Origin of the sequence: endosymbiont of Galathealinum brachiosum (assembly GCA_003349885.1) — a bacterium.
Taxonomy (GTDB): domain Bacteria; phylum Pseudomonadota; class Gammaproteobacteria; order SZUA-229; family SZUA-229; genus SZUA-229.
The window spans coordinates 306,275-327,952 of the sequence record QFXC01000011.1; the positions used below are offsets into that span (position 1 = coordinate 306,275).

Below are 21,678 nucleotides of genomic sequence, written 5' to 3' on the forward strand. Positions count from 1 at the left end.
ATAAAAATCAATATGTTATAAAAAAAAGATCCTGCCTGGTTAAAAAACAACCAGATAGATACTGGGATAAATCCCTTATGTGTATAACACACATAAGGCCTGGTTTATTCATTTAATGACGTACTTGCTTTTACTGTCCCTGAATTTGCCTTTTTAAATAAACAGGCACATTGAAATTTCCTTGAAAAACAAATCAATTATCCTGTATCTGTAAACCCATTGCCTGATTATCTATAACAATCTGCTTCAACCTTGCCGCAATTACCATTACTTTATCCATCCAGAAAAGAGCCTTACTTTCTTCTAAATTTTGCCCCAGTGTTTCGCTAAATAGAGCCAGCCAGGTTTCCAGATCCTGCTGTTTTATCCCCAATGGAAAATGCTTACCTATCATATCTATTTTAGGGGGATCATCCAGCCTGCCCCCCATACTCACCCACCAAAAACCGGTAATACGTTTTTCATGCTCTGCAAAGTCATCAATATGCTGGAAAAAATGGCCTAATTCAGGACTCAGTATCACTTTTTCATAAAATGCATGCACTACCTTTTCAATTTCTTCATATGAGGGTGTATTTGACATATAAACTTCTGTAAATTATCTAAAATAAACGCTACAGCCTAACACCGAACAAGAGTAAGTCACATGAACTTGTGGAAACACCTGTCTGATCAAATTAGCCAGCATACACAACAAAAATTTGAAATCAGCTCTCAAACAGCTACGGGAGGAGGCTGTATCAATGAAACTTACCGCATCAGTGATGGCAACACTCATTACTTTGTAAAACTCAATAGTGCTAAGTATGGCGATATGTTTGAAACCGAAGCTTTATCATTACTAGAGCTGTCTAATCGGAGCACCATTCGCATTCCACAACCAGTGTGTTTTGGGCAAACCGATTCACAGGCCTATCTTGTTCTTGAATTTTTATCTCTCACAGGTCGCCCTGATGCCACTCTATGCGGCCAACAGATAGCCGCTATGCATCGCACTAGTGCCAGTCAATATGGCTGGGATAGAGACAACACCATTGGCTCAACGCCACAACAGAACAGGCCGAACAGTAACTGGGTTAAGTTCTGGCGAGAACAACGTTTGCTACCCCAGTTAAAGCTGGCTGCAGCTAATGGTTACGGCAAGGCATTGTCACCTGTCACTGATCGATTATTAAGCGATTTTGACTGCTTATTCGAAAATTACACCCCTCTACCTTCCATGTTACATGGTGACCTATGGGGAGGTAATGCGGCGGCTCTGGAAGATGGTACGCCGGTAATTTTTGACCCTGCTTTCTACTATGGTGACCGTGAAACCGATATTGCCATGACCCATCTATTTGGTGGTTTTGACAGACGTTTCTATGATGCTTACAACGAAGCCTGGCCACTGGATGATGGTTTTGCCGTGCGTAAAACTTTTTATAATCTGTATCACATCATTAATCACCTTAATCTGTTTGGTACCGGTTACCTTGGACAGGCGGTATCAATGACAGAACGTGTATTAGCTGAAATATAAAAACGCTGTACTTCTATAACAAAATAAATGCTTTTCAGGCTCAGTAAACTGGTATCCCTTTCTATCTACATGTAAAATTCGCCCTCTGATTTTTTACCGGCCAGCAAATTGAAAAATACTATCCAGACCCTACTAACTCAGGCACTAAGCAGTCTGAAAACCAGTGGTGTGATTCCATCTGAAACATCACCTGAAATCCAGCTTACTCGCACCAAAGACCGTGCGCACGGAGACTTTGCCTGTAACCTGGCAATGACGCTGGCTAAACCTGCTGCTAAAAACCCTCGTGAACTGGCTCAGTTATTAATTGACTCAATGCCGGCACATGACGATCTTGATAAAGTTGAAATAGCAGGGCCCGGTTTTATAAATTTCTTTGTGAAACAAAGCAATACGCTAAGCATTATCGACACTATCAATACGCAGGCAGAAACTTTTGGCCTGAGTAACATTGGTGCTGGACGTAAAGTTCAGATTGAATTTGTCTCGGCTAACCCAACAGGGCCTCTTCATGTAGGTCATGGTCGTGGCGCCGCTTATGGCGCAACCGTTGCGACGCTTCTTTCAGCTGTCGGTTTTAATGTACACAGTGAATATTACGTTAATGATGCCGGACGTCAGATGGACATACTGGGAACCAGTGTGTGGCTCCGCTACCTTGAACAGTGCGGAGTAGACATTACATTCCCGAGTAATGCTTACAAAGGCGAATATGTAAAAGATATTGCAGAGCAGCTTTTTGCTCAACATGACAAAAATTTAATGCACCCGGCGACAGCAGTATACGAAGACATTCCAGCTGATGAACCCGATGGCGGCGACAAAGAAATTCATATTGACGCTCTTATTAGTCGCGCAAAAACATTACTGGGTGATGAATCGTACCGTCAGGTATTTGATCTGGGATTAAATCTTATTCTTGATGACATACGAGATGATCTTAAAGGCTTTGGCGTTGAATTTGATGAATGGTTTTCCGAACGCAGTCTGGCAGGGAAAGGTTTAATTAAACAGGCCGTTGAACGCTTACAGGCCGCTAATTATGTTTATGAAAAAAATGGAGCTCTGTGGTTTAAATCAACTAAATTTGGCGATGAAAAAGACAGAGTAGTCGTACGCGACAATGGACAAAGTACTTACTTCGCTTCTGACATTGCTTATCATATGGATAAACTGGACCGAGGCTTTGATCGAGTGATTGATATCTGGGGTGCAGATCACCACGGTTATATTCCACGTGTAAAAGCAGCATTACAGGCCCTGGGAAATGATGTAGAAAAACTGGATGTATTATTAGTTCAGTTTGCCATACTTTATCGTGGTGGAGAGAGAGTTCCTATGTCAACTCGCTCCGGCTCTTTTGTTACCCTACGCGAATTACGAGCTGAAGTTGGTAACGATGCCGCTCGTTTCTTTTATGTACTGCGCAAATGCGAACAGCATATGGATTTTGATCTGGATCTTGCAAAATCACAAAGTAGTGACAATCCGGTATATTACATACAATATGCTCACGCACGTATCTGTAGCGTTTTCCGTCAGGTGAAAGAAAAACAGTTAACTCATGATACTAAAGCAGGAAGCGAGAGCCTGAATCTTTTAACTGAAGAGCATGAAACTTCACTCGTCACTTCATTGGCAAAATATCCTGAAATTGTAGAAAAAGCAGCATTAAATGAAGAGCCTCATTTGCTTGCACATTATTTACGTGCACTGGCTAACGAACTGCACTCATCTTATAACGTGCAAAATTATAAGTTCATTGTTGAGGACACTAATGTCCGCAATGCGCGCTTATCTTTGATTAATGCAACACGTCACGTTTTGCATAATGGCCTTAAATTATTAGGTGTTAGTGCACCGGAAAATATGTAATGCCTGCATCTCGTGATTTAAAAGGACGTCATATGTCAGATAAAAAATCTGTGCCCGGTTATATATGGATGCTGGCCGGTTTAGTTATTGGTTTATTCGCTTCATTTCTAATGTATCTTGATAAGCAACCTGCTGAAGAAGTTAGTTTTACAGAAGCCGTAAAACAGGAGTTAAATAAAGCTCGCGAACAACAGAAACTGGAAGTAAAAACACAACAGAAAGATTTAAGCACAAACAATAAAGGTGAAACTGAGAATAAAAAACCACGCTTTGAATTTTATACTATTTTATCAGAGCTAGAAGTATTTGTTCCTGAGCCCGAAGTTGACAACATAAAAAACAACTCATCTAATAAACAACAACAAAATATTGAAACATCCGCAGGAAAAAAATATTTACTTCAGGCGGGATCATTCAAAAGCAAACAGGATGCGGAGCGACTTAAAGCGAGCCTTGCGTTACTCGGTGTTATGTCCTCAATTCAAAGCGTCAACATTAACAGTGACAAATGGCACAGAGTACGTATCGGTCCATTTAGCAACCCCAATCTATTACGTGAAACACTGAGCACTTTAAAACAAAATAATATACATGCGATGACGATGGAGCTAAAATAGGATACTCAAAACCTGCTCAGACTGGTTAAGAATATAATAAAAACAGGAATGCTGGATCACTTTTCAGCTATGTTGTAGATTTTACGGAGTTGTAGATGTTGAAGTTGTTTGATAATGCGTGGATGAAGAAATATAAAGAAGAATGGAATAAAGATCCTTATTTAGCGAAAACCCTTAAAGAAGTATGCTTTACCTCTATAATTGGTTATGGTTTTCCTGATGAAGACAAACCCAGAGCATGTATCGTTGTAGAGGATGGTTACGTCATTGAAGCCGGACATTACATCGATCAACAGTTAAACTGGGATTTGCGAGCAAAAGAGGGCCACTGGAAAGAATGGATTAATCGAGAAGTAGGTTCTACGGGGCTAGGGCTTGCTTACACCACTGGCAAACTAAAATTTGTTGAGGGTGATTATAAATCAATGATTAAAAACCCGACCATGGCATCGCCTTTTATTAAAAGCTTTTCTGCAATGGGTCGCATTTAAATAAAAACAGAAATAACTCTAATAATATTAGAGTTACATAATTAACAGGTTACCCTCTGTGCATAAGAGTCTGGAAAAAAATCTACCTTTTTTAATTGAAGAATTTTCCAGTAGCGGCACCTCCATCGATAACCGCTGGAAATCAATACTGCAACGCTTTTTTTCTGACTGCACGCTTTCACATTCAAAACACGCTATAGAAAAATGTCAAATTAATGATCAGCACAATATTCTTGAAGTCCCTTCAATACTGCTTAAACATGGTTACACGCTAAACACCATAGACTCAGCAACATTATTTAACACCAGCGATATTGAACTTGCGAACTCACTTCTGAAGTTAACTAAACAGTTTATAACCATAGAAGAAGCCGTAGAAAAAGGCGCCACCGAAGAAAGGTTACGCATTGCACGGGATCTCCATGATGATGTAGCTGCTCGTATGCTTACGCTTATTCATACAGTTAAAGACGAGCAAACTATTGCGCTGTCACGCAGTATTCTCAAATCACTCAGAAATTCTATCTATACCCTTGACAATAAATCAACAGCGTCGATACTAGATGCTATAACTGATGTACGCTCCGAAATACAGGATCGCTTAAATTCGATCGGTATGCAGTTAATATGGCACCAGAGTGACAACCTACAAGGTTTAAGCTTCACACCCAGGCAGCATATAAATTTAAACAGGATGCTACATGAAGTAACGACTAATGTTATTAGACATGCTGATGCGGAGTTTATGGAAATCATTATCAATCTCCAGCAATTGCAACTCACTGTCGAAGCAAGTGACAACGGACATGGGTTTGATGTAAAAAACTGCATACCCGGTAAAGGTTTAAATAATATAAAAACAAGAGCCCAGGAACTGAACGGAAGCGCCAGCTGGTTTAACCTGAATGACCGGGAAACCGGTGAAAACAAAGGCAGTTGTGTACGAATTAATTTTGTAATCTCTGATACAACTGGACAATAATATGCAAAATGTACTCATTTTAGAAGATCATCCTGAAACACGTGAATGGCTAACCAGCATAATTCAACAGGCATTCGTTGAAGTTGAGTTATTTGAGGCCTCTAGTCTGGCACAGGCTAGAAAAATCATTAACGATAACCAGCTTGATCTCGCTTTAATTGATTTAAATTTACCCGATGGAAACGGGGTAGAAATTATCAGTGAAATCAGCCAGAAATCACCCGACACGTATTGTGTAGTGGCGACAATATTTGATGATGACAATTATTTATTCCCCGCTCTGGAAGCAGGCGCACAGGGTTACCTGTTAAAAGAACAAACTACAGATGAATTCATACAGAACCTTCAGGGCATAATTAAAGGCGAGCCACCTATCTCACCAGCCATTGCTCGAAAAATGATTAATCATTTTCATAGCGATATACAACCATCAGACAAACCTGATCTGTCAAATAGAGAAAAAGAAATTCTAGGTGCAATTGCTAAAGGCTTAAGCCGAAATGAAGCCGCTGAAATTCTTGGAATAACATCGAATACTGTAGCTAGCCATCTTAAAAGCATTTATGGCAAACTAAATGTTTCCAACCGTGCTCAAGCTACACTGGAAGCGCTACGACTTGGCCTGGTAAAGCCATAATGAACACATTGCCACAGAGACACTACATCTCTGTGGCAATTCATTAATTTAGTAATTCAGGTAGAAAAAACTCACTTACCAGTAATTCCTGATTTTTTAATATAAAAATGGAACGCCTTCCCCAGATAGCCTCTTTACTACTACACCCTGTCCAGGCATGAAACTTATGAGTCACTTTAAGTGACGTAATCTCCATTGGTTTACGCTGCATATTTTTATCTGAAAATAAAACAGCACCCAACGACCTGTTCCCCAATAAAACAATTCCACGCAACGAACCTCGCAGGCTGGATACTGGAATAATTGTTCTTGCATAAACAACAGGCTGACCATCACATAATAATAACACCTGGCGAATTATGGCCTGGCTTCTTACTTTTAACTTTAGAGCCTTTATTTCATCCGGTGTAGGCGTAGCTCTTTTAACCGATAATACTTTTACTGAAAATGTTCCACTACAGTGTTTTAACAATCTAGCCGTTAGAGACCCCGAATCAAACAACCATGATTTAATTTCAGCATTAAGCTCTGTTGAAAAACAGCTTTTTTGATTGCACCAGCGTAATCGTGTGTGATGGCCTGACATTGAATTTCTATTTATCTATTTATTAAAGTAAAAAATTAACTATCAGCTCGATAATAACATCAAATGACTATCAGCACCCTTATTTAGAGAATGATAAGACAGGAATCAATTTACAGAGCATTTCTATAACCATTTTGCCAGCATTTCTTTAAGTGCCTGTTGATTAACCGGTTTTGAAATATAATCATCCATCCCTGCGGAGAGACACTTATCCTTATCACCTTCCATTGCATTTGCTGTCATGGCAATAACCGGTAAATGCTTAATTCCGCTTTCCTCTTCAAACAACCTCAAAGCCTGAGTTGCTTCATACCCATCCATTACAGGCATCTGACAATCCATTAAAACCACATCAAAATCATGTTTTAACTTCAATCGAGTTATTGCTTCTTCACCATTATTCATCACTTCAAAGTTCAGACCCACTTTCTCTAACATTTTTTTCGCGACAATCTGATTCACTGGATTGTCTTCTACCAGTAGAACTTTACCCTCAAGTTCCTCAGCAACATGTGCTACTGACTCCTGAGCTTTTTCCAGCTCTATATTGAGTGAGGGTATTTCAAATGTTATCTCAATCCAGAAGCAGGAGCCTTTTCCTTCCTCACTCTCAACGCCTAAACGACCTCGCATCATTGTAACCAGCTGCCTTACAATCGCTAAGCCCAAACCTGTACCACCGTATTTACGTGTGGTTGACCCATCGGCCTGTGTAAATGAATTAAATAACTTACGTTGAGACTCTTCTGCTATTCCAATACCGGTATCGTTAACCTCAAGTCGAATTCGAACTGTTTTTTCTGTTTTCTCAAGTACTTTTGCTTTTACTGTCACCTTTCCCTTTTCAGTAAATTTAATTGCATTCGTCATCAGATTTGCAAGTATTTGCCTGATACGAACCGAATCACCCTTAATAACTTCTGGAATTTGAGAATCAAAATCAGTTTCCAGTACAACATCTCGTTCATCTGCTTTCTGCTTAAGTAAGAAGGTTAAATCTCTGCTTAAGCTCTGCAGGTTAAAAGGTATCATCTCAAGTTTGAGCTTACCCGCTTCAATTTTTGAAAAATCAAGAATATCATTTAGAAGAGACAACAACGCCTCACCTGAACTATACGCTATGCCAACATATTCCTTCTGACTAGAATTTAGTTCTGAACCTTGAAGTAACTGCAAAGTACCTAATATACCATTCATTGGTGTACGTATTTCATGGCTCATATTTGCGAGAAATTCGCTTTTAGTTTTACTCGCTGCTTCAGCTATTTCCTTAGCTTTATGTAATTCTTTTTCAGCACGTTTTCTCTGTTCAATTTCTGTTGATAACTCTTCGTTTAAATCTTCTGATTCATTACGCGCCTGACTCATAAATCGAATCAGAGATTCATTGTGAAACCTTAATTCCAGAGACTTTAAAATACCTTTATTAATTCTCGAACCAATACTTCCTAAAACAATCATATAAAAAATTGTCGTCAGAGCTAGTATTGTGAATTCATCACCCATCAATGTTAGCCGTATAGTAATTGGAAAAATAACCAGAAAAAGGTAAAGAAAATATAATTTTAATATAGGTGCCATAACCGAAACACCACCTGAAGCTATCCCTGCAAGCACAAACCCAAGAACCAGTTGCTGAGATGGATCTACCGGGTACAGTAAATATCCAGCCATACCCCAGCCAAAAGCCGTTGACAAAATTGCAATTAAATACCAACGTCCAAAAACATCATGTGCAAGTTTACTTGAATCACCATTTTTCCGCATATACCCCATAATGACTCTGATAAACGTTATCAAAGTCATATAAGAGATCCAGGAGACCAATAAGCTATGGAATTCATTACGCCATAAAACCAGCGTTAATAATATTGCAACAACCAGACTGACAATATTACTCAGTACAGCATTATCTTCTACGAGACGAATTTGTTCACGCCAGATTTTATCGTGATTTTTGCTGTTATCGAGCAACTCTTTTTCGTCGATCATCCCCAGCATCTGGTACACCTGTAATTGATATAATAATTATCATGCATCTACTGAAAATAGACGAGTAAAGGGACAATTGCTAGCTAGGCGGGTGATTTTCATACACAAAACTATTGGCTAGATCATGACATCCCATAAGCAAACAGTCTTTCAATTTAATCCGCATAAAAAACACTCCTTGTTATTAAACGTACTCCTCAGGGAGAATCACCGTTTTTTGGTGCTCTGCTCCTTATTCCGTCACCGATGACATGAGTCAAAACAGGATAACAACAACTAACACCTACCCCACATTCACATATTGCTGAGCTATACCCACCCACCTATCAATAAGAGGTTTAATGCTTTCGGGTGAGCTATCTATCAAATTTGTAGCCACTCTCTTTACATCATCTAACATATACTCATCTCGTACAATATCAGCTATTTTAAACTGAACCAGACCTGTCTGGCGCGTACCTAATACTTCACCTGGCCCTCTCAGCTGTAAATCTTTTCTCGCAATTTCAAATCCACTATTCGTTTTACGCATTATAGCCAGCCTTTCTTTCGCATGTTCACTAAGCGGACTTTTAAACATCAATACACAATGACTGGCCTCCTCACCTCTACCTACTCTTCCTCTTAACTGATGCAACTGTGATAAACCTAATCGTTCTGCATTTTCAATTATCATTAAACTTGCATTAGGCACATCAACACCAACTTCAATAACCGTTGTTGCTACTAATAGCTTTATATCGCCCTGTTGAAAACTTTGCATTAAACTGGCTTTTTCATCGGACTTTAATCGCCCATGAATTAAACCGACTTTTATATCAGGAAAAACTTCCTGTAATTTTTCAGCCGTATCCTGAGCTGCCTGACATTGTAGTGATTCCGATTCTTCAACCAGAGTGCATACCCAGTATGCCTGCTTACCTTCCGCACACGCCTTGTATATTCTATCTAGTATTTCTTCGCGTCGCTCCTGCTGTATTACAACTGTTGTGATGGGTTTTCTTCCAGGTGGTAACTCATCAATAACAGAATAATCAAGATCGGCATAAGCCGTCATGGCCAGGCTTCGAGGAATAGGTGTTGCAGTCATTATTAACTGATGTGCAAGTTCGTTATTACTGGAATTTTCTTCGTTATGTGCTTTTTTAGCCAAAGCCATACGTTGCTGAACACCAAAACGATGCTGCTCATCTGTCACAGCTAATGCCAGATTTTTATATTTAACATCACTTTGAAATAATGCATGTGTACCGACAATAACCTGAGCACCACCATCAGATATCTGACGTAGCACTCGATCTCTTTTTTTACCTTTTATCTGACCAGATAGCCATGCTACTTCGATACCTAATGGTTTAAACCAGGCCGTAAAATTTTTATAATGTTGCTCAGCCAGAATTTCTGTTGGAGCCATAATTGCTGCCTGTGATCCAGACTCTATTGCTTTTAAACACGCAAGTGCTGCAACAACTGTCTTTCCCGAACCTACATCACCCTGAACAAGACGCATCATTGGCACTCCAGACTCAAGATCCTGTAGAATATCCTGGTTTACTTTTTGTTGCGCCATAGTTAGATCAAAAGGCAATGATTTTAAAAACTGATATAGAAAATGATTATCACTACTAAGATGAGCGGCTGAGTGCCTTCTATTTTTTTCACGCATCATTTTCAAACTTAAATGCTGCGCTAATAACTCTTCAAAAATTAACCTTAACTGCGATTCATGACTAACTTCAAACAACTGATTAACATTAGCACCTGAAGGCGGCCTGTGAACATATCGCAAAGCACTAACAAGTGAATAATTTTCATTTACTCCTGACACAGGAAAATTAAGATAGTCAGGTAGAAGTGAATCATTATTTAACAGCTCAAGACACTGTCCGGTTAATCGTCTCAATAATATTTGACTAACGCCATCTGCAGTATGATAAACAGGTGTCAATGAATCATCGACAGGCGGGGCTGTATTTTCATTTATCTGAAAATATTCTGGATGAACAATTTCAAGAGATGAAGAACCATAACGAACATCACCAAAACAACGAAGCTTTATTCCTTCTTTTAAAGTTTCCTGCTGCTGTTTATTAAAATAAAAAAAACGTAACAACAAACTTCCAGTACCGTCTGTTACATGTAACAGTAACATCCGCCTGCTTTTACCTTTACGTGTAAAGGCAATCTTTGTGTAATCAACAGTCACTTCAATTAATGCTGATTGCCCATGACGTAAGACACCGACAGGTACGACTCTAGTCCGGTCTTCATATCTATATGGCAGATGAAATAAAATATCCTGAATATTATTTAATCCAAGTTTACTTAATCGTTCCTGTACTTTTGGGCCAACGCCCTTAAGCTGTGTTAAGTCACTTGAGTGAGAGAGTTTTTTTTCCAATTCTGAGCAATGCCTGTTGTCGAACTTATATTTTTAGTTTTAACTTATAATTGATGTGCCACGAATCATGTAGCTCATCAATTCTGCTCTATGACATCTTAGTTTATTTTTTTCGCCTTTTTATAATTCCAAAATAGCATCCATTTCCACAGCAACAGCTTTCGGTAACTCATTAACACCTATCGCTGCACGTGCTGGATATGGTTCGGTAAAGTATTGAGCCATGACCTGATTAACAGTTGGAAAATTACTTAGATCTGTCAGAAAAATATTTAGTTTCACAACATTATCAAAGGTGCCGCCTGCAGTCGTTATGATCGCCTGTAAGTTTTTAAATACTAAATGTATCTGCTCCTCAACCGAACCATCAAGCACTTCCATGGTCTCTGGAATAAGAGGAATCTGACCTGATATATAAACCGTATTATTAACTTTTACAGCCTGCGAATAAGTACCAATAGCCTGGGGCGCTTTATCAGTAGAAATAATTTCTTTTTTCATATTTATCTATTCTCAATAATTACTGTACACGCACAATACGCATAACTGAACTCACACGTCTAAGACGACGTAAAATTTTAGCCAGATGATTCCGGTTATTCACTGAAATAAGGAATGAGATATTAGTTGATATCCCATCTTTATCCTCTACTTCAACATGTTCTATATTTGCAGATTCATCAGATATAATAGTTGCCAATCTTGCCAGAACACCTCGTTCATTTTGCACATGTAAATTCAACTGACAGGAATATTCTCCACTTGGGTCAATTGCCCACGTCACATCAATCATGTTTTCACTTTGCAAACGTTCATTAACAATGTTTTTGCAACTAACCTGATGGATAACAAGACCACGCCCTTTACTTAACTTACCAACAATCTGATCTCCAGGTATCGGGCGACAGCATTTAGCGTAAGAGACCACCATCCCCTCTGTACCTTGAATAGCCAAAGGCGATCGACCGGATGCCTCATCTTGTTTTTGATTTGTTTCGTCAACTTCTTCTGTAAATAAACGACGCGCAACCAGACCCGCGGGACGGTTACCCATACCTATATCTTCAAGTAACTGATTCAATGATGAGAAGCCATATTCATCCAGTAAAAACTGATAACTATCCGCTGTCATTTCTTCAAGCGTTATGTTCTTTTCCAGCAACATTCGTGACAATAAACGACGACCCTGAGCTACTGCATCTTCTGATCGAATATTTTTTAAATAATTGAGTATGTTACTTCTGGCTTTTGCGGTCACTACAAAATCTAACCAACCAGGATTTGGGTGCGCACCATCCGATGTTATAACTTCAATTGTCTGACCACTGTACAAAGGTGTATCTAATGGCGCAAAACGATGATCGACTTTGCTTGCCACACAAGTATGGCCCACGTCTGTATGAACAGAGTAGGCAAAATCTATAGGTGTAGAATTTTTAGGTAGTTTTACAATGTCGCCATTTGGCGTATAAACATAAAGCTCGTCTGGAAACAGATCAACTTTAACATTTTCTAAAAACTCAACAGAGTCACCCGCAGCCTGCTGCATTTCGAGTATGCCTGTTAACCATTCCCGGGTACGCCCACCCACATCAATTTCATTACCCGAATCCTCTTTATACAGCCAGTGTGCAGCAATACCTGTTTCTGCAAAATTATCCATTTCACTTGTTCTAATCTGTATTTCTATCGGTATAGCATGAGGACCAAATAAAACAGTATGTAATGACTGGTAACCATTTTCTTTAGGAATAGCTATATAATCTTTAAATTTGCCGGGTATCGGTTTAAATAAATTATGTACAGCACCTAACACTCGATAACAATCATCAACCGTATCAACAACTACTCGCATACCATATACATCGAATATATTTCGATACGAAAGATTTTTCTCTCGCATTTTTTTATACAGACTAAACGGGTGTTTTCTTCGCGAATTAACTTCTGCTTCAATACTCAGTTCATCTAAACGTAAAGTCAGGCCGTTATGAATTTTATGAATAATTTCTTTTCTATTACCAGCTTCCTGAAGCATTGCGTGCTCAAGCACCTTATAACGCATAGGATGCATTGCACGAAAGCCCAGATCTTCAAGCTCAAGCCTCAGCGTATTTATGCCCAGGCGTCTCGCCAGTGGCACATAAATATCCAGCGTCTCCTGTGCAATACGGCGGCGTTTTTCCGGACGCATCACACCCAACGTTCGCATATTGTGCAAACGATCGGCAAGCTTGATTAAAATAACGCGAATATCTCGAGCCATAGCCATTAATACTTTCTGTATATTAATAGCCTGTTGTTCTTTTTTATTTTTGAATTTAAATTCGGTAAGTTTGCTAACGCCGTCAACAAGCTCTGCGACATCATCACCAAATTTATCAGCGACTTCATCTTTTGTGGCGGGTGTATCTTCAATTACATCATGCAGTATGGCTGCACAGATGCTTTTTGAGTCCATATGCATTTCAGCCAGAATACGTGCAACTGAAATGGGGTGATAAATATAGGGTTCACCAGTTTGGCGAAACTGACCCTCGTGTGCTTGCGCACCAAACAAATATGCCTGGTATACGTCCCTCACCTGATCGGTATTCATATAGTCTTCAACTATACGACACAGATCAGATATCAAAAAACGAGACGGATCTCCATATAAATCCTTTACATCAATCTCAGTTTGATCAGGACTTATTGCCATATTAAATTTCCCTGAAAAACCGGGTTACATTTCCTTGCTAATTTCTTCTGCGGAAATTGCAGCTGGCATCATATTAAGCTCTTCCGTTTTTTCATCTAAAATCTCCGGACCAACCAGACCCTCAGAAATTTCACGTAATGCAAGTACAGTTGGTTTGTCATTGTCTATTTCAACTAACGCATCAGCACCCATTGCAATTTGGCGTGCGCGTTTTGAAGCAACCAATACAAGATGAAAACGATTATCTACATTTGGTAAACAATCTTCTACTGTTAAACGTGCCATTCTTCTAATCCTCTATTTCAATAATTCGATTAATAAATTTTCCAGTTTACGTTCCTGCTGAAGCTGACGTAACCGGTTTGCTTTAAATATACTGCCGAGTTCCTGTAATGCATAATCAAAATCATCATTAACGATAATGTAATCAAACTCGGCATAATGTGACATTTCATTCACCGCATCTCTCATGCGACGATTAATTATTTCTTCATCATCCTGCCCACGATTCTGCAGGCGCTCTTTCAATGCTTCAGAAGATGGCGGCAAAATAAAAATCGACAATGAATCCTGAAACTGTTTGCGCACCTGTCGTGCACCCTGCCAGTCTATTTCCAGAATTACATCATGACCCTGAAGCAGTTGCTGCTCTACATGTTTCTGTGATGTGCCATAGTAATTATCAAAAACTTTGGCGTGCTCAAGAAAAGCACTGCTATCGACCATACTCAGAAATTCCTGCTGATTTACAAAGTGATAATCAACACCCTCTTTTTCACCTTCTCGCATGTCCCGCGTGGTATGAGATGTAGAAACGACTATATCTGTATCATCAGCAGTTAAGCCTTTAACCATACTGGTTTTACCCGCACCAGAAGGTGCTGAGATTATGTAAAGTGTGCCTTTGCTCAAGAGCTTCCTCGGAAATAACTTTTTCTTAACCCATCGCGAGTTAAAGCCACACACCTACTGATATACAAATGTAAGCGCGTAACTTTAACCCGCGATAGTACGACTAATCTTATTAAACGTAAGAATAACCTATTTAGGCCAATTTATCACTGACAAATATGGGTAATCTACGCGCTCCCCAGTTACCAGCAGTTGCTTCAAACACACCCGGCAAGGGGGTCTTACAGGACTCGCAGCAACCATTGGCATCCAGCTCCCACCGACCTAACTCATACCAGTCACGCTCAATTAGCAGATGCCCACATTGATGACAATAACTACTACTGCCGGACGTATCATGCACATTTCCCGTATAGACATAACGTAAGCCAGTTTTCATCGCTATATTACGAGCTCGAGTTAAAGTTGCAGCGGGCGTTTGTTCAATATCCCGCATCTTCCAGTCAGGGTGAAACGCGCTAAAATGCAGAGGCACATCCGGACCGATGTTTTCCATCAGCCATTCACACATTTCATGTAATTCGGCATCTGAATCATTCTGACCAGGTATTAGTAAAGTCGTAATCTCGAACCAGACATCCGTTTCATGCCTGAGGTATTGCAGAGTTTCCAGAACAGGCTGTAAATGCCCTCCTGTCAACTTGTGATAGAACTTTTCCGTAAACGCTTTCAAATCAATATTAGCTGCATCCATAAAGTCAAAAAACTCAATTCTGGGTTTTTCACAGATATATCCGGCCGAGACAGCCACAGATTTCAGCCCCTCTTCATGACATGCCTGCGCAACATCAATGGCATACTCATGAAATATAACCGGATCATTATACGTAAACGCCACACTTCTACAGTTATTAGACTTTGCTTGCTCAGCAATCGTGACCGGGCCCGCTTTTGAAGCAAGTTGCGCCATTTCGCGTGACTTACTCATATCCCAGTTCTGACAATATTTACAGGTCAGGTTACAGCCTGCCGTGCCAAAAGATAATACGGGTGTACCTGGCAGAAAATGATTCAGAGGCTTCTTTTCTATCGGGTCAATACAAAAACCACTGGAGAGACCATAAGAGGTAAGCACTATCTGGTTATGCTGATTCGCACGAACAAAGCACAAACCTCTCTGCCCTTCTTTTAATTTACAGAAACGGGGACACAAATCACACTGCACACGACCATCATTAAGCTTGTGCCAGTAACGTGTAGAAACAATATATTTTTCGGAATCATGCATCACAATACCCTTCTATATGTTATAACTATAACAGGATAATTAGATAGTTATCGCCATGACAAACACTAGCTCACGCACACGACCCGCAGCAGTAGCTGGCATGTTTTATGCCGGTGACCCACAACAGCTATCATCCGACATACAGCAATTTCTAGATCAGGCAGACAACCCTACCAATATTATACCAAAGGCAATTATTGCACCTCATGCGGGGTATCAATATTCCGGGTCGGTTGCAGCAAGTGCTTACAAATTACTCACTTCTATTAGCAATAAAATCAAACAGGTTATTTTACTTGGCCCTGCTCATCGAGTTGCATTTAGCGGCATTGCTACACCTGATGCAGATTATTTTGAAACACCACTTGGACTCATAAAAGTTAATTCCACATTCTGTAAAAAAGCAGAACAGTTAGATTTTGTACAACATAATAAACTCGCCCACAAAGAAGAGCATTCTCTTGAAGTGCACTTGCCTTTTTTACAAACCGTATTAAATGATTTTGAGTTAACACCTTTAGTAGTCGGCGACTGCAACCGTAATGACGTAGCTAAATTGCTTGAGTTATTCTGGGGAGATAACGAAACTTTATTCATTATCAGCACAGATCTTAGTCACTTTAACGCTTACGATATAGCTAAAGAACAGGACCTGTTAACTTCAAACAATATTGAAAAATTACAGGCCGAAAATATACATTATGATGATGCCTGTGGACGCAACCCGCTAAATGGACTGCTGACCCTGGCAAAACAGCATCATTTAAAAGTTAACTGTCTCGATTTGAGAAACTCGGGCGACACATCTGGAAACAAAGATCGCGTCGTAGGTTATGGGTCATATGTCGTTTATTAATTTAACCAGTGAAGATCAAAACTGTTTATTAAAGACAGCAAAAGATTCCATTATTTATGGCTTAGAACAACAGCGTTTTTTACCTGTTGATTTGAATCAGTTCAGTGCTCTATTACAGACTCATGGCGCGAGTTTTGTAACACTGCATTTAAATAAAAACTTACGTGGCTGCATCGGTACTCTGGAAGCTTATCAGCCATTGATTACTGATATTTCTGAACATGCGTACGCTGCTGCTTTTCAGGACCCCCGATTCCCCAGTGTAAGCGCAGATGAAATACCAGAACTGGAAATTTCTATTTCAATATTAACCGCAGCAGAACCTGTTCGTTTTGTATCTGAAGCCGATTTATTAAAGCAATTACAACCGGGGATAGATGGGATAATTTTGCAAGCAGGGCCACACAAAGCTACTTTTTTACCCTCAGTGTGGGAGCAGTTACCCTCAACTGAGGAATTTTTAAATCATTTAAAAATAAAAGCCGGTTTAAATATGAGTGACTGGCCTGAAAATTTAAGCATTTCAAGATACCGCACGATTAACTTAAAATAAATCAGACGGTTTTAATAAGATCTATCCACTGAATATCTGGCCAGGTCCTGCAGGGCTTTTTTGTAATCAGATTCAGGCAGGTGATCCAGTTGCTGTATTGCTAAATCCGCTTCATTTTTAGCTGTTTTTTCTGTGTACTCTATCGCACCCGTTTCTTTTATAGCCTGCATAACAGGTTCAAGATAATCCAGCCCACCATCTTCAATGGCTTTTCTTACTACATCAGACTGTTCTTTTGTGCCATTTCGCATGGCAAAAATCAATGGTAGAGTTGGCTTGCCTTCCGCCAGATCATCCCCTACATTTTTACCCATTTCTTCACTGGAAGAGCTGTAATCCAGCACATCATCAATTAACTGAAATGCCGTACCTAAATGCATACCATATGAAGCCATCGCATTTTCTTCTGCTTCAGTACGGCCACATAATACAGCACCCAGACGCGTCGCTGCCTCAAACAATTTAGCCGTCTTTGCATGAATAACATCCAGATAACGCTGCTCTGTGGTATCCGCATCATGGCAGTTCATTAACTGCATGACTTCTCCTTCAGCAATGACATTAGTGGTTTCAGCCAGTATTTTCATGACCTTCATATCATCCACATCCACCATCATTTCAAACGCACGGGAATAGAGAAAATCACCTACCAGCACACTGGCCGCATTTCCAAATAACGCATTAGCGGTTTCTTTGCCGCGGCGCAGCTCAGACTCATCAACCACATCATCGTGTAACAGAGTAGCGGTATGAATAAACTCGATAATTGCCGCAAGATTATGATGATGCGAACCTTCATAACCATAAGCGCGGGATGCCATCAGGCTTAAAATGGGGCGCAAACGCTTACCACCTGAATTAACTATATAATGGCTTAGTTGATTTACCAGAACGACTTCTGATGAAAGACGTTTTTGAATCACCTCATCTACCGCCTGCATGTCATCTGCCACCAGGGCTTTTATATGGTCTACTTGCATGTTTCTACTGGTACTTGTTGTATATAATAATGGGGCGAATTATGGTGTATCACACCTCAAGTCTCAAGCAACAACTGGCCGCAACCACGTTTATGGCCATTATTTTCATCTTTTTTCAATAAAATACCTGTTTTAAGTGTATTTTAGCTTGTTGTTTGGTCTCCAAATCGCTACAATTCGCACCCTTTCTGAAAACAGAAAACTTAACACACAAATTTTAGGAGTTATCCGGTATGTACGCTGTAGTTAAAACCGGTGGTAAACAATATAAGGTTACTGAAGGTGAATATCTGAAAGTTGAAAAACTGGAAGGCGCTGAGGGTGACTCTATCGAAATCGATCAGGTACTTATGATCGCTGATGGCGATAAACTGAAGATTGGTAGCCCACTATTAAAGGGCGGCAAGGTAACTTGCGAGATTTTATCTCACGGTCGTCACAAGAAAGTTCATATTATGAAGTTTCGTCGTCGTAAACATCATCAAAAATGCACAGGTCATCGTCAGTACTTTACTGAGATTAAAGTAACTAGCATCGCTGGTTAAACCTGTAACAAGAGGATTCTAAAATGGCACATAAGAAAGCCGCCGGTAGTACGCGTAACGGACGCGAGTCGGAAAGTAAACGCTTAGGCGTTAAAATGTATGGTGGTCAGGCAGTTATCGCTGGTAACATCCTGGTTCGTCAACGTGGTACAGAGTTTCATCCTGGAAGCAATGTAGGCATGGGTCGTGATCACACTCTTTTTGCAAAAGCAGAAGGTAAAGTGGAGTTTTCGGTAAAAGGCCCTAAAAACCGTCGCACAGTGAGCGTGGTTGCTGCGTAAAGACTTAAGTCTTAGCAAAACTCTAAAAACCCTGCTCTTGATTACTCATAGCAGGGTTTTTTTATGCACAAACATCTTTGACGCAGAGACACAGAGGCGCAGAGTTGGTAAATTACATAAACCTCTACGGTGTACTCTTACACTCTCAGAGCTCTATGCCATAAAACTAGCCATCGAGGGCTAAATAATCATGCGTTTTGTAGATGAAACCAAAATAAAAGTCATTGCCGGTGACGGCGGAAATGGCGTAGTTAGCTTCAGGCGTGAAAAATATATCCCTCGCGGCGGCCCTGATGGTGGTGATGGCGGTGATGGTGGCAGCGTATTCCTTATTGGTAGTCACGATTTAAATACACTTTCAGATTTTCGTACTGTTAGAACCTATACTGCGCGCCCCGGCACAAAAGGCTCCGGACGCAACATGACCGGTAAAAAAGGCGATGATCTATTTGTTCAGGTTCCTAATGGCACACTGGTTTATGATGAAAACACAGGTGAACTGATTGGTGATATCACTGAACATGATCAGGCTTTACTCGTCGCTCAGGGCGGCTTCCACGGTTTAGGTAATACTCGCTATAAAAGCTCTGTTAATCGCGTTCCGAGGCAATGTTCAGAAGGCTCAGAGGGTGAACGCCGTGAATTACGCCTTGAACTAAAAGTACTTGCCGATGTTGGTTTGCTCGGTTTACCTAATGCGGGTAAATCGACTTTAATTCGTGCCGTATCACACGCAACCCCTAAAGTTGCTAACTATCCATTTACCACTCTACACCCCAACCTTGGCGTAGTTGATGTGGGCACATCTCAAAGTTTTGTTATTGCAGACATTCCCGGCCTGATAGAAGGCGCAGCTGAAGGTGCCGGCCTGGGCATTCAATTTCTAAAACACCTGAGCCGTACTCGCATACTATTACACATAGTTGATATCGCACCCTATGATCAGATAGATCCAGTTGAAAGCATAAAGATCATTCTAAATGAGCTGGAAAAATACAGTTCTGACATGCTGAATGAGCCTCGCTGGTTAATACTCAATAAAACAGACCTGTTACCTGATGAAGAAGCGAATGAAATCTGTGACGACATTATTAAACGCCTGGACTGGAAGGGCCCAAGCTATCGTGTTTCTGCTGTTTCCAAAACCGGTACACAAGCTTTAGTATTCGACATTATGACTTACATTGAAGAAGAAAAAGACAGAATAAAAACAGCGGAAGCAAGGCCGGAAGCTGAAAACAAAGATGAAGCCGAATAATACGCGCGTATCAAAATATAATTTCTTATACAATATAAGCCCATGAAAACACGCCAACAACTCGCAAACTCAAAACGCTGGGTTATCAAAATCGGCAGCTCACTGGTCACTGATGATGGCCGCGGATTAGATGCTGCAGCAATTAAGAGCTGGACAGAGCAGATTACTCAACTTCGCCAGCAGGGCAAAGAAATATTACTTGTATCATCCGGTGCAGTAGCGGAAGGCATGGTACGCCTGAACTGGGACAATCGCCCCAAAGCACTACATAATTTACAGGCGGCGGCTGCAGTGGGCCAAATGGGGCTGGTACAGACATATGAATCCTGTTTTCAGCAACATGGTATCCTCAGCGCTCAAATACTACTTACTCACGATGACCTGTCTGACCGCCGCCGCTATCTTAATGCCCGCAGCACATTGCGCTCATTGTTAGATCTTGGCGTAATACCAATAATTAATGAAAACGATACCGTTGCCACTGATGAGATTCGATTTGGCGATAACGATACACTCGCTGCACTGGTCGCTAATCTGGTTGAAGCAGATGCGTTAATCATACTTACTGACCAGCAAGGCCTGTACAGCGAAGACCCAAGAAAAAACCCTGACGCTAAATTCGTCTCTACCGGTCAGGCCAACGACGCCAGTTTGCACAAGATGGCCAGCAGTAGTGGTGGCTCTCTGGGACAGGGCGGCATGAGCACAAAACTAAGTGCTGCACAACGTGCAGCCAGATCAGGTACAAGCACTTTAATCACCAGTGGACGTAACGCTGACGCATTGCTGGCCGTTGCCAGAGGCGAAGAAAACGGCACTTTACTGCTACCCGACGCAGAACCCATGGCAGCCCGTAAACAATGGTTAGCTGGGCATTTAAAGGTCAGTGGACAACTAACGCTGGACGAAGGCGCAAGCAAAGTTTTACTCTCCTCCGGAAAAAGCCTGTTAGCGGTGGGCGTAACCTCGGTAAATGGCAACTTCATTCGTGGTGAAATGGTGTCCTGCATTAGCCATGATGGCAGAGAAATTGCCCACGGGCTGGCCAATTATAACGCCATTGAAGCAGCTAAGATTTGCGGCAAAAGCTCGGACGAAATAGAAGGCATACTGGGTTATGTTGATGAAGCTGAATTAATTCATCGCGATAATCTGGTTCTAATTTAAAGCAATCGACCCGACAAATGACTTCATACGGCTCTTGATGGCATCACAACAGGGGACAGGGCGCAAAAAGCAGCGACCTTTCCCCGATGGAGAT

The 21,678-nt window shown here is 40.7% G+C and carries 22 protein-coding genes; 12 read left to right on the top strand and 10 right to left on the bottom strand.

Going from position 1 to position 21,678, the window contains the following annotated elements; genetic code table 11:
- Positions 1-193 precede the first annotated feature (193 nt).
- Complete coding sequence (locus tag DIZ80_09740) at positions 194-583, bottom strand: globin (GenBank protein ID RDH82557.1); 390 nt, start codon at positions 581-583, stop codon at positions 194-196.
- A gap of 63 nt (positions 584-646) precedes the next feature.
- Between DIZ80_09740 and DIZ80_09745 the strand changes: the two genes are divergently transcribed.
- The 6 genes from DIZ80_09745 (at position 647) to DIZ80_09770 (ending at position 6,124) form a co-directional block, all read left to right on the top strand.
- Positions 647-1,522 (top strand): hypothetical protein, encoded by an 876-nt coding sequence (locus DIZ80_09745; GenBank protein ID RDH82558.1) that lies wholly within the window; start codon positions 647-649, stop codon positions 1,520-1,522.
- A 108-nt stretch (positions 1,523-1,630) separates the two neighbouring features.
- The gene (locus DIZ80_09750) at positions 1,631-3,397 is read left to right on the top strand and encodes an arginine--tRNA ligase (protein RDH82559.1); all 1,767 of its coding nucleotides are present in this window, start codon (positions 1,631-1,633) and stop codon (positions 3,395-3,397) included.
- On the top strand, positions 3,397-4,014 hold the full coding sequence (locus DIZ80_09755; GenBank protein ID RDH82560.1) for an SPOR domain-containing protein: 618 nt from the start codon (positions 3,397-3,399) through the stop codon (positions 4,012-4,014). The genes DIZ80_09750 and DIZ80_09755 overlap by 1 nt, the downstream gene beginning before the upstream one ends.
- Positions 4,015-4,109: 95 nt before the next feature.
- Entirely contained in the window at positions 4,110-4,505 is a 396-nt protein-coding gene (locus DIZ80_09760) for an SCP-2 sterol transfer family protein (GenBank protein ID RDH82561.1), read from the top strand.
- Positions 4,506-4,563: 58 nt separating this feature from the next.
- Entirely contained in the window at positions 4,564-5,487 is a 924-nt protein-coding gene (locus tag DIZ80_09765; GenBank protein ID RDH82562.1) for a hypothetical protein, read from the top strand.
- A gap of 1 nt (position 5,488) precedes the next feature.
- Positions 5,489-6,124, top strand: a complete 636-nt coding sequence (locus DIZ80_09770) for a DNA-binding response regulator (protein RDH82563.1) — start codon at positions 5,489-5,491, stop codon at positions 6,122-6,124.
- Positions 6,125-6,167: 43 nt separating this feature from the next.
- Here the strand turns inward: DIZ80_09770 and DIZ80_09775 are convergent, their stop codons facing one another.
- From DIZ80_09775 to amrS, 8 genes are all read right to left on the bottom strand, one after another.
- The gene (locus DIZ80_09775; protein RDH82564.1) at positions 6,168-6,710 is read right to left on the bottom strand and encodes a chorismate lyase; all 543 of its coding nucleotides are present in this window, start codon (positions 6,708-6,710) and stop codon (positions 6,168-6,170) included.
- Between the two features lie 123 nt (positions 6,711-6,833).
- A complete protein-coding gene (locus tag DIZ80_09780) occupies positions 6,834-8,711 on the bottom strand; it encodes a hypothetical protein (protein ID RDH82565.1) in 1,878 nt (625 codons plus the stop codon).
- A 274-nt stretch (positions 8,712-8,985) separates the two neighbouring features.
- Positions 8,986-11,103, bottom strand: coding sequence for an ATP-dependent DNA helicase RecG (locus DIZ80_09785; protein ID RDH82566.1), 2,118 nt, complete (start codon positions 11,101-11,103; stop codon positions 8,986-8,988).
- Positions 11,104-11,223: 120 nt separating this feature from the next.
- Entirely contained in the window at positions 11,224-11,604 is a 381-nt protein-coding gene (locus DIZ80_09790; protein RDH82567.1) for a reactive intermediate/imine deaminase, read from the bottom strand.
- Between the two features lie 19 nt (positions 11,605-11,623).
- Complete coding sequence (locus DIZ80_09795; GenBank protein ID RDH82568.1) at positions 11,624-13,804, bottom strand: guanosine-3',5'-bis(diphosphate) 3'-diphosphatase; 2,181 nt, start codon at positions 13,802-13,804, stop codon at positions 11,624-11,626.
- A gap of 24 nt (positions 13,805-13,828) precedes the next feature.
- The gene (locus tag DIZ80_09800; protein ID RDH82569.1) at positions 13,829-14,089 is read right to left on the bottom strand and encodes a DNA-directed RNA polymerase subunit omega; all 261 of its coding nucleotides are present in this window, start codon (positions 14,087-14,089) and stop codon (positions 13,829-13,831) included.
- Positions 14,090-14,101: 12 nt separating this feature from the next.
- The gene (locus DIZ80_09805; protein ID RDH82570.1) at positions 14,102-14,716 is read right to left on the bottom strand and encodes a guanylate kinase; all 615 of its coding nucleotides are present in this window, start codon (positions 14,714-14,716) and stop codon (positions 14,102-14,104) included.
- A 133-nt stretch (positions 14,717-14,849) separates the two neighbouring features.
- The gene (amrS, locus tag DIZ80_09810; protein ID RDH82571.1) at positions 14,850-15,944 is read right to left on the bottom strand and encodes an AmmeMemoRadiSam system radical SAM enzyme; all 1,095 of its coding nucleotides are present in this window, start codon (positions 15,942-15,944) and stop codon (positions 14,850-14,852) included.
- Positions 15,945-15,999: 55 nt separating this feature from the next.
- Between amrS and amrB the strand changes: the two genes are divergently transcribed.
- Together amrB and DIZ80_09820 are read left to right on the top strand one after the other, a co-directional pair.
- Entirely contained in the window at positions 16,000-16,800 is an 801-nt protein-coding gene (gene amrB / locus DIZ80_09815; protein ID RDH82572.1) for an AmmeMemoRadiSam system protein B, read from the top strand.
- Positions 16,796-17,353: an AMMECR1 domain-containing protein gene (locus tag DIZ80_09820; protein ID RDH83145.1), complete on the top strand. Its 558-nt coding sequence runs from the start codon at positions 16,796-16,798 to the stop codon at positions 17,351-17,353. The genes amrB and DIZ80_09820 overlap by 5 nt, the downstream gene beginning before the upstream one ends.
- 11 nt (positions 17,354-17,364) lie before the next feature.
- Here the strand turns inward: DIZ80_09820 and DIZ80_09825 are convergent, their stop codons facing one another.
- Positions 17,365-18,333, bottom strand: coding sequence for an octaprenyl diphosphate synthase (locus DIZ80_09825; GenBank protein ID RDH82573.1), 969 nt, complete (start codon positions 18,331-18,333; stop codon positions 17,365-17,367).
- A gap of 233 nt (positions 18,334-18,566) precedes the next feature.
- On the opposite strand from DIZ80_09825, the gene rplU reads away from it, so the two are divergent.
- From rplU to DIZ80_09845, 4 genes are all read left to right on the top strand, one after another.
- Positions 18,567-18,878, top strand: a complete 312-nt coding sequence (gene rplU, locus DIZ80_09830) for a 50S ribosomal protein L21 (protein RDH82574.1) — start codon at positions 18,567-18,569, stop codon at positions 18,876-18,878.
- Positions 18,879-18,901: 23 nt separating this feature from the next.
- A complete protein-coding gene (locus tag DIZ80_09835; protein RDH82575.1) occupies positions 18,902-19,159 on the top strand; it encodes a 50S ribosomal protein L27 in 258 nt (85 codons plus the stop codon).
- Between the two features lie 190 nt (positions 19,160-19,349).
- On the top strand, positions 19,350-20,417 hold the full coding sequence (gene obgE, locus DIZ80_09840; protein RDH82576.1) for a GTPase ObgE: 1,068 nt from the start codon (positions 19,350-19,352) through the stop codon (positions 20,415-20,417).
- 42 nt (positions 20,418-20,459) lie between these two features.
- Positions 20,460-21,584, top strand: coding sequence for a glutamate 5-kinase (locus DIZ80_09845; GenBank protein ID RDH82577.1), 1,125 nt, complete (start codon positions 20,460-20,462; stop codon positions 21,582-21,584).
- Positions 21,585-21,678 lie beyond the last annotated feature (94 nt).